This is a genomic window from Pontibacter rugosus, assembly GCF_042678745.1.
In the GTDB taxonomy this organism is placed as follows: domain Bacteria; phylum Bacteroidota; class Bacteroidia; order Cytophagales; family Hymenobacteraceae; genus Pontibacter; species Pontibacter rugosus.
The window spans coordinates 1-8843 of record NZ_JBHTLD010000201.1 but is presented as its reverse complement, the minus strand read 5'-3'; the positions used below and the strand labels follow the sequence as shown (position 1 = coordinate 8843).

At 48.6% G+C, this 8843-nt stretch carries 9 protein-coding genes; 2 read left to right on the top strand and 7 right to left on the bottom strand.

All coding sequences use genetic code 11. From position 1 onward, the window contains the following. Positions 1 to 89: 89 nt before the first annotated feature. Together ACFQ2O_RS17475 and ACFQ2O_RS17470 are read right to left on the bottom strand one after the other, a co-directional pair. Positions 90 to 1391, bottom strand: a complete 1302-nt coding sequence (locus ACFQ2O_RS17475) for a M20/M25/M40 family metallo-hydrolase (RefSeq protein ID WP_377530773.1) — start codon at positions 1389 to 1391, stop codon at positions 90 to 92. A gap of 153 nt (positions 1392 to 1544) precedes the next feature. Continuing rightward, positions 1545 to 2102, bottom strand: a complete 558-nt coding sequence (locus ACFQ2O_RS17470) for a GNAT family N-acetyltransferase (protein WP_377530769.1) — start codon at positions 2100 to 2102, stop codon at positions 1545 to 1547. A 153-nt stretch (positions 2103 to 2255) separates the two neighbouring features. On the opposite strand from ACFQ2O_RS17470, the gene ACFQ2O_RS17465 reads away from it, so the two are divergent. Then, positions 2256 to 2849, top strand: coding sequence for an outer membrane beta-barrel protein (locus tag ACFQ2O_RS17465; RefSeq protein ID WP_377530765.1), 594 nt, complete (start codon positions 2256 to 2258; stop codon positions 2847 to 2849). A gap of 117 nt (positions 2850 to 2966) precedes the next feature. Beyond that, complete coding sequence (locus ACFQ2O_RS17460) at positions 2967 to 3509, top strand: RBBP9/YdeN family alpha/beta hydrolase (RefSeq protein ID WP_377530762.1); 543 nt, start codon at positions 2967 to 2969, stop codon at positions 3507 to 3509. A gap of 1 nt (position 3510) precedes the next feature. Here the strand turns inward: ACFQ2O_RS17460 and ACFQ2O_RS17455 are convergent, their stop codons facing one another. The 5 genes from ACFQ2O_RS17455 to fabG all read right to left on the bottom strand — a co-directional run bounded on the left by ACFQ2O_RS17455 (position 3511) and on the right by fabG (position 8674). Then, a complete protein-coding gene (locus tag ACFQ2O_RS17455; RefSeq protein WP_377530760.1) occupies positions 3511 to 3930 on the bottom strand; it encodes a hypothetical protein in 420 nt (139 codons plus the stop codon). A gap of 188 nt (positions 3931 to 4118) precedes the next feature. After that, positions 4119 to 4808, bottom strand: coding sequence for a pseudouridine synthase (locus ACFQ2O_RS17450; protein ID WP_377530758.1), 690 nt, complete (start codon positions 4806 to 4808; stop codon positions 4119 to 4121). A 34-nt stretch (positions 4809 to 4842) separates the two neighbouring features. Continuing rightward, on the bottom strand, positions 4843 to 5409 hold the full coding sequence (locus ACFQ2O_RS17445) for a GNAT family N-acetyltransferase (protein WP_377530754.1): 567 nt from the start codon (positions 5407 to 5409) through the stop codon (positions 4843 to 4845). 147 nt (positions 5410 to 5556) lie between these two features. Further along, positions 5557 to 7638, bottom strand: a complete 2082-nt coding sequence (locus tag ACFQ2O_RS17440) for a vWA domain-containing protein (protein ID WP_377530751.1) — start codon at positions 7636 to 7638, stop codon at positions 5557 to 5559. 289 nt (positions 7639 to 7927) lie between these two features. Beyond that, positions 7928 to 8674 carry a 3-oxoacyl-[acyl-carrier-protein] reductase gene (gene fabG, locus ACFQ2O_RS17435; protein ID WP_377530747.1) on the bottom strand — a complete coding sequence of 249 codons (747 nt, stop codon included), beginning with the start codon at positions 8672 to 8674 and terminating at the stop codon, positions 7928 to 7930. Positions 8675 to 8843 lie beyond the last annotated feature (169 nt).

The following is an 8843-nucleotide window of genomic DNA, read 5'->3' as shown; positions in this document are numbered from 1 at the left end:
TTTGTTTTCAATACCCTTTATATTATGAAAGGAATCCACATTCGGCTTATCTGTCGATACCAACAGATAAACCGAATAGACTTCGCGGTCTACTTCACCTGCGATTTATCCACACGCGTAGGCGTATCTTCGCCATTGACTACTCCCTGCGAAGCAAGGGCAATGGCTTTGATCATGTTGGTGAGGTGAGCCATGTCGAGTTGCTCCAGCTCGTCTTTTACGGTGTGGTAGGTTTTATCCTGGTCAATTTGCACCGATGAGATAGTATGGGCCGGAACGCCTAGGCGGGCCAGCGTGGCATTGTCGGAGCGGTAGAACAGGTTTTGCTCCGGGTATGGGTCCGGGTGAATGCTGTAAGTCGTGCCTTGTAGTCGCTTCTGCATCAGCGGGCCAAGGTCAGAGCGCTCGAAGCCGGTAAGGTAGGCGCTGTTGGGGCCAAACTTAGAGGGCTTGCCTACCATCTCGATGTTAAACATTGCCACGATCTGGTCAGGGTTTAGCTGCTCTGAGAAGTACTTAGAACCGAAGCCACCAATTTCTTCGGCAGCAAAAGCAACAAAAATAAGTGAACGCTCTGGCTGCGGTTGTTGCTTGTAATAATCCGCTAACATCATCATAGCAGTGGTTCCGGCTGCATCATCGTCGGCACCGTTGGCTATGCTGTCGCCGTCTACGGCTGTCTGTATGCCAATGTGGTCGTAGTGGCCAGAGAATACCACGTACTCATTTTTGCGCTTGCCCTCTATCATGCCGGCCACGTTGGTAAGCTGCAGCTTCTCTATCTTATTCTCAACTTCCAGCTTATACTTTTTAGCAGCTGCCTGGTCGGTAAGCACAAACACTTTGCTGCTGCTTTCACCAAGCTTTTGCTTCACGCTGCCTTCGCGCAGGTAGTGCTGGTAGCGTTTAAAAATCTCTTCATGCTTCGGGTGTACCAGCACCAGCACATCCTGCTGCTGGTTGTTGAGTTCGCCTAAGCTTGTTCTGAAATTGTCGTTTTCACCAATGGTGACTACCTTTTGTTTGCCCTTCTGTTTCCATTCCAACTCTTTCTTGTCTGTTATGGCGAATACGTTTTCAGGCTTTATGTCCTTACCGTTCAGTTTTACCTCTTTTTCTACCGGAGAAACCCGGTACATCATAAAGGACTGCATCAGGTCGTCTTCGCCGGGTACAGGCTTCAGGCCGATGCGTTGAAACTCATTTTGAATAAACTGTGCGGCTTTTTCTATACCCGGTGTAAAAGAGGCGCGGCCCTCCATATTATCAGCACTTAAAGTTGATACAATGCGGGTGGTTTTGTCTTGTGTGATACTGCTGAGGTCTTGTGCAGAGGCAGTAACGATAGAGCCACACACAAGTGCGAGTGCAGCAAGTTTTATTTTTTTCATGGTTAGGGGTAATGATGTTCTTCGACAGTCCGGGTGTATTAGCGGAGCCGCCGCACTTTCTTAACAAATATATATTTTTCTATGAATAGTAATAGCTATTGAACTGAAAAGATGCTGTTACCCAAGCAGAAGAGCCACAGGCATATCTGACTTTTAGCTTTTAAATTCAATTTTGAGCAGGCTGTAGACCTCCAGGTCGTGAAAGCTTCCGTTCAGAAACTCCCCCTGGCGTTGGATGCCTTCTAGTGTAAAGCCAAGTTTTTGCGGAATATTGCTGCTGCGTGTGTTGCCTACGCCAACCCGCAACTCAATGCGGTTCATATTAAGTGTATCAAAGGCATGACGTAATAAAGTTTGGCAGCTACGGCGCATAATGCCTTTGCCTTGTTGCGGTTCGGCAAGCCAATAGCCTATTTCCAGCTTCTTGTTTAGCCTGTCTATACCCTTATAGCCAATAAGTCCGGCAAGTTCTTCTTTGTATAAGATCACAAATACCAGATCAGACGTGTTCCCATCAGCACTTACATAGCGAAGGTAAGCCTCTGTATCAGCTGCTGACTGGCTCATGTCAACGAAAGGCAGCCACTCACGCAGGTAAGCGCGGTCACGGTTAATCAGGTGATAAAGGGCCGGAGCATCAGCAGGAGAGGCCTCCCGCACGTGTATAGCTGGTGTCACCTGCCATTGCAGGGTAAAAGGGTGTGTTTTCATAGAATGGTAGCTTACCTATAGCCAAGGTAAAATTTTAGGCTCATACTTGCAATTGTGCCTGTTCAGGAAGTTGAACAAAGCATGCACAGAAGTAGTATGAATGAATAGCAGCTATTGTTTATAAAGCTGTACCCATCTCTAATACATACTGCCATGAAATCTGCTTTTATTTACGCTTTGCTTCTTTTAGGCAGTTTTTCTGCGCTTGCGCAGGATAGGTCTGATTTAACTCTTGGTGCCAAGGTGGGTATAAACTTTTACAGCCTGAGCAACGATGCACTGGTGGTAGATGATGATACTGGCATTGCGACAGAGTTTGGCATATATGGCAGAATCGGTGAGCGGTTCTTCATACAGCCGGAACTCAACTTTGTGAACTATAAAACGCACCTGATCACACAAAACCAACCAAGAGCCGGTGAGCGTGATGCCCTGACCGTGCGCTACCTGCGTGTACCTGTGCTAGTTGGTTTCCGGACGAGCTATGATGGCAAAGTCGCTTCCAGGATACGTTTTATGGCTGGCCCGTCTGTTTCTTATATCGTTAACGTAGCGGATAACAACCTCGGTATTGGCAGGAGCGACCTGCACAATGCACAGTTTGCGTTAAATGGCGGAGCTGGTTTTGAAGTATGGATGTTGCGCCTCGACCTGCTGTACCATCACTACCTGACGAGCCTGTTTAATGATAACAACTCCGAAGGTAAAGGTAGAGCCTTTTCTATTTCAGCGGGTATTGAGTTTTAGCGGCTACCACATCAGTTGCATTCCTGCGGTTGGTTTGTGGCGAAGGCCTCAGGCTGCCATAGCAGGTACCTACAGTTAGATTTAGCAGAACCAGCAGCGCCTGGTTATTTTATACCTATGAAACACAGCACCCTTATACTTGTACCAGGCCTGGGCGACTCCGGGCCACAACATTGGCAAACTTTATGGCAGCAGCAGTACCCTGCTTTTAAACGCGTGCAGCAGCGCGATTGGGATACCCCGGACCGGGAGGAGTGGGTAGAGGCTCTGCACACCCAAATCATGGAGAATAAGCCAGAGGAGGTAGTGTTAGTAGCGCATAGCCTGGCTTGTATAACGGTAGCTTTTTGGGCGCAGAAGTATAAACCGAAAATAAAAGGCGCTTTGCTGGTAGCTCCGGCAGACACAGAGGCCCCTGATTTTCCGGCAGGTTGTACTGGATTCGCACCTGTGCCGCTGTCTCGCTTGCCTTTCCCGAGTATTGTAGTGAGCAGCAGCAACGACGAATACATGACAGCACAAAGAGCGCAGCAACTGGCAGAGGTGTGGGGTAGCCGCTACGTAAATATAGGGATGGCGGGTCACATAAACAGCGCTTCCGGTTATGGCCACTGGAGCCAGGGCCTGGAATTGCTCAAGGGTGTAGGCGGTACTGTTTGACTTAGCCTAAGGCTTGCCTAAACATAGCCAAGCGTTCTACCTGCGCCAGCTGTTCATCAAGCTGCAACAGGAAAAGCTTGTTTTGCTGCTGCTCAATCTTCTGGCGCAGCAATAGCGTTTGCAGCGTCAGGCTAAAGGTTACAAGCCCAAGCAGTATACTTAGCAGCCAAAAACTGGAATTAGCATAAAGGGCAATCCCAAAAGAAGCTACTATAAACAAGATGGCAGCAGCAAAAGAAAGCAGGTATAAAAGCCTGTGCCATTTGCTATTTACAGCAATTTTATGCTGAAGCAGCGCTTGCTCCGTAGCCTCAGGCAAGTAAAAATCATAGGTGGCACTCAGTACTTTCGTTCTGATTTCACTTCGCAGGTCTAGCAGCGTTTCCAGCGCTGGCACCTGTGTGGCAGTTGAGTAGGGCATAGCTTTGGGTGTTAGATGGTCATCTATACCCAAGAGATAGGCAAAAGAGGCAAATGGTTGCTTTTGGTATTAGATTTTTTGCTTCTTCAGCAATAATTTGACACCTCAGCGCATTTTACAGAAGTAGCTTAATGAAGCTGTTCCCTCATTCTGTAAACTGCCTGGCGATCAAAGCAAAGCAAGGCCTGTTAATTTATCTGTTTTCTGAAACCGCCTTTGCCGCCCGGGCGCTTGCCTTTGCTACTGCCAATGCTGGTATTACGGGTAGCGGAGCTGCTGACATTCTTGCTATTTCCGGCACTACTTTTTGCCGCAATGTCTTTTAGCTGTTTTACTTCTTCAGGAGATAGTTCGCGGTACTCGCCCGGCTGTAAATCTCCTAAGTTTAACGGGCCAATAGCAGAGCGGATGAGGCGCAGCGTAGGGTATCCAACCGCTGCAGTCATGCGGCGCACCTGGCGGTTCATGCCCTGCGAAATCTTTATTTCCAGCCAGGAGGTAGGGATGTTCTTACGGAATCGGATAGGGGTAGCACGCTCCCAGACCTGCGGAGCCTCTTCCAGCAGGCGCACCTTGGCGGGTGCTGTTTTAGTCCCTTTTATCTGCACTCCCAGGCGCAGCCTTGTAATCGCTTCGTCGCTCGGCACATCATCTACCTGCACCATGTATGTTTTCTCTACTTTGAATTTAGGATCGGAGAGGCGGTGCTGCATGGTTTTGTCATCGGTGAGCAAAACCATACCTTCACTGTCGTAGTCAAGGCGGCCCACAGGGTATACGCCCGGTACATCAACATAGTCTTTTAAAGTGGTGCGGCCGGCCTCGTCGGTAAACTGCGTGAGTACTTCGAAGGGTTTATTAACGATGATGTATTTCAAAACAGATAAATTTAGAAGTATGAATGAGCCTTTCTTAAACCATTTTTATACCCTGCCACTCTTCAAACTCCGGCTTCAGAAGCGAAAAAAGAATAGAGTCTTCCAGCACGCCTTTCTGCATGTAATTGTTGCGCAGCAAGCCTTCCCGCTTAAAGCCAAAGTGCTCCACTAGCTGCAACGAAGGTGTATTGGCAGGAGAGACCAATGCCTCTACCCGGTATAAGTTCATTTGCTCAAAGCCAAAGGTAAGTATACGTTCCAAGGCTTCCTTCATCAGGCCCTTATTTTTATACTGCTCGTTCATGATGGTATAACCAATCTCTGCGCGCCGGTGGCCTGGCACCCAGGTATGGTAGTCGCAGCGGCCGATTACCTTGTTTGTTTCCTTATCCAGCAGATAAAAACCTTTAAAATCTGTGTAGTAAGTGGTGATACCTTTCACATAGCGCTCCTCCATCTCCTCAAATTCATCATCGTTCTTCAGGTACAGGTAGTCCATAATCTCCTGTTTTGTTTTTGCAAGGAAGAGTTGGTTGAACAGCGCAGGTGTTATTTCCCGAAGCAACAGGCGATTAGTGGTTAGAATAGTGGGGGAAATCATTGGTTAGGCAGAAAGTGTGTTTGTCAGATGTAAGCTTTGGTGTTGTAGCAAATACGCTTGTGCTAACGTGCAACGAATACTTAAATGGTAGATGGCTCAGTAACGTAAGTATAACACAAGCATAAGCTATACTTGTGTTATACTTAACTAGTAGCTGCCGTTATACTTGCGTACAAACCACTCCGCACAAATCAATCCTAGCAGCAAGAAAAACAGCCACTTTAAATCCACCACATCACTTAGTTCTTCCTGGCTATAGATAACAGGTTTGTAGTCGGCCTGTAAAATATCCTGCTCCAGCTGCTGTAGTTGCTGCGGGAAGTATAACCTTGAGCCAGTGTTGCTAGCCAGTTGGAAGAGCAGGTTATGGTCTGCAACTGCGTTCAGCGCCTCCAGCTGTAATTCTTCTACTACAAACTCTCCCTTGTCCTGCTGCTGCGAGCCGTTTATACTTGCGCTGGCTGTATAGGTGTAGCGCCCGCCGGGCAAGGTGCCGATGTTGACGCCGCTCTGGTTTTCGCCGTTGGCAAAAGTAAAGGTTCTCGCTTCTCCGCCTTCTCCGGCTACTTTTAGGTTGATGTTCTGTCCGTAAATTGGCTCCAATGCTTCGTTATAGGCCTCAGCGTTGAAGCGGATTTCGTCGGAGCTGGTGTATTCTGTTTGCACTGGATACACGTTCAGACGTTTCTTGTTACGCGGAGCGCTTAGCAACTGCACCAGGTTTGTGATAAGCTGGTTATAAACCTGTGGCTGTTGGTTATTGGCAGCCTCCTGAAGCCGCCATTGCCAGGTGCCGGATGCTAATAATACTGCATTACGCTTATCGCCGGAGGTTTGAACTGCGAGCAGGGGTTTGTTCGTACGCACACGGCCAACCTGCTGGTAAAGTATAACTTCGGTGTTAGGAGCAACCCGTACCTCACCAAAAGGTACGCGTGCCGGAGGGTATTCGGGTAAGCGTTCTGTCGCGTTTTCAGGTAGCTGAAAGGTAGAGAAATTAGAATTAGCCACAGCAGTAACCTCGTCGGTCTGGCCTGTAGTAATCACGTTAACACCTGCGTTCAGGCGATTAAAATTCGGCATATCTGACTGTGGCCCGAGTATGTAAAGCGCTGGCAGGTTTTTCTGGCGCACCAGGTTTGTCGCTACTTCGCCGCCTGTCACACGGCCCGGCAGCTGATGCATCACCGCTACATCATACTCCTGTTGTTTCAGCTCGTTCAACCCTGGTATGAAGAGCGTGGTTTCGTAATTTTCATTTGACTCTATAGCCGTGCGAATAGCTTTGATATCAGGGTGTGGAGCGGCTGCGGCAATCAAAACTTTTATCTTGCCCTTCACCACATCAATGTAAGCATGCTTGGTATTGTTGAGGGTGGTGAACTCACCTGCTACCGGTTGCACCTGCACTACGTAATGGCGCTTGCCCAAGCCACTTGCCAGCACCTGAAACGGCACCTGCTGTATGGGTTTCTTATCATCAAACAACACATTTCTGCTGGCGATTGTCTTGCCGTTTTCCTGAAGTATAACGGTGGCTCTTCTGCCGCCAAAGCCCTGGTGCTGCAGCTCTACTTCTATCGGAAAGCGATTGCCGCTGTAGTTTACTTTGTTGTAGCGAAGCGAGGCTACCAGCACATCCTGCTTCGGAACGGTATCTCCCACGGCCACAGGATACAAAGTATAGCTGTAGTTGGCGTAGGTGGGGGAGGTGCCCTGGTTTGCAATGCCATCAGAGAGCAGCACAACACCCGCCATGTTTTGCTCTGCATGCCTTTCCTGCACTTGCTGCAGCAATTGGCTTAGGTTGGTGGTTTCGGCTCTGTAGGTTATATCATTCAGGCGCGGTGCCGCTTGCTCCGGGTTCAGGGTTTGGACGGCTGTTTGATATCCCTGCTCTTCCAGCCTTTCGCGTACCTGTTGCAGGCCCTGCTGTACGGCGCGGAGCTGAGCAGAGTCAGAAAACAGCTCTACCGACTGTGAGTTATCCACCGCAAACACAATGGTAGGAGCTACTGTAGTGTTGGCTACATAACGAATCAACGGCCCCATCAACAGAAAGCAAAGTATACTTACCACCACAAAGCGCAGCGTAGCCAGCGCATAATTGATCGGCTTCGGCCAAGGGGCTTTCTTGCTATACAGCAGCCATGCATACAAGGCACCAGTAGCTAAACAAGCAAGTATAAGCCAGGGTGAGGCGGTTGTTATCAGGCGGAGGGAAAACAAATGACGTTAGCGGTTTAGAGCGTTATGATTTGTGAAATTTAAATTTGGCTTTACGCCTATACTTCAAGTATGGGTACAGTCATCTTGGCGTAGGCGTTCACTCGTGCTTCTGTGTATAGGTAAGCAGTAGCACAGGCTTTAACCTTAGGCATAGATCACAAAACTAAAGATAAAACAAAAAGCCCAATGCTACTAACGTAAACGCAGCAGCACTGGGCCATTTTTAGAGTTCAGAGTTCTGAGTTGTGAATAATAACTCGGAACCCGTACTTCGTGACTCAGAACTCAATTAAGTTAGCATTCCGCCGTCTACCTGTAGTACCTGGCCTGAAATGTAGGCAGATTGGTCAGAGGCCAGGAAAACGGCAGCGTTGGCTACATCTTCCGGTGAGCCGCCACGGCGCAGCGGAATAGCCTTACGCCATTCGTCCACCACTTTCTGATCTAGCTCGCCAGTCATTTCTGTTTCGATAAAGCCTGGGGCAATGGCGTTGCTGCGGATGTTGCGAGAGCCAAGCTCCAGCGCTACAGACTTGGTGAACCCGATGATACCAGCCTTAGAAGCTGCATAGTTGGCCTGTCCGGCATTGCCTTTGATACCTACCACGGAAGTAATGTTGATGATAGAGCCGCTTTTGGCGCGCATCATGTGCTTGGTAGCTGCTTTGGTTACCGCAAAAACAGACTTCAGGTTCACGTTCATCACGGCATCCCACTGCTCTTCGTTCATGCGCATCAGCAGGCCGTCGCGCGTGATGCCGGCGTTGTTTACCACTACATCTATTTTGCCGAACTCTTTCACCACATCTTCTACCAGCTGCTCGGCTTGTGTATAGTCAGAGGCATCGGAGCGGTAGCCTTTTACTTTGCCGCCGTCAGCAGAGAGTTCCTGCTCTAGTTGCTGCCCTTTTTCTACGCTAGACAAGTAGGTGAATGCCACCTGTGCGCCCATCTCCACAAATTTCTGTGCGATGGCACGGCCTATTCCTTTGGATGCCCCGGTTACCAGGGCTACTTTTCCTTCTAATGCTTTCATAAGAGCCAAAGTTAAAAAAGATTTTCATATTCCGCAGATGATGAAATAACAAGCTTTTTACAGCTAGTAAAGCAAGTGTTTTAAAAGAGTTTGCTGCTAGGTGGGTAAAGGTAAGATAGAAGGTAAGGCTATGGCTGTGAGTAGGTTCTGTACTATGTATGATTTATAT

Bases quoted from the DNA above. Each gene is read 5' to 3' on its own strand.
- ACFQ2O_RS17470 (WP_377530769.1), bottom strand. From the start codon at position 2,102: ATGAAAACACACCCTTTTACCCTGCAATGGCAGGTGACACCAGCTATA.
- ACFQ2O_RS17460 (WP_377530762.1), top strand. From the start codon at position 2,967: ATGAAACACAGCACCCTTATACTTGTACCAGGCCTGGGCGACTCCGGG.
- ACFQ2O_RS17455 (WP_377530760.1), bottom strand. From the start codon at position 3,930: ATGCCCTACTCAACTGCCACACAGGTGCCAGCGCTGGAAACGCTGCTA.
- fabG (WP_377530747.1), bottom strand. From the start codon at position 8,674: ATGAAAGCATTAGAAGGAAAAGTAGCCCTGGTAACCGGGGCATCCAAA.
- ACFQ2O_RS17445 (WP_377530754.1), bottom strand. From the start codon at position 5,409: ATGATTTCCCCCACTATTCTAACCACTAATCGCCTGTTGCTTCGGGAA.
- ACFQ2O_RS17465 (WP_377530765.1), top strand. From the start codon at position 2,256: ATGAAATCTGCTTTTATTTACGCTTTGCTTCTTTTAGGCAGTTTTTCT.
- ACFQ2O_RS17475 (WP_377530773.1), bottom strand. From the start codon at position 1,391: ATGAAAAAAATAAAACTTGCTGCACTCGCACTTGTGTGTGGCTCTATC.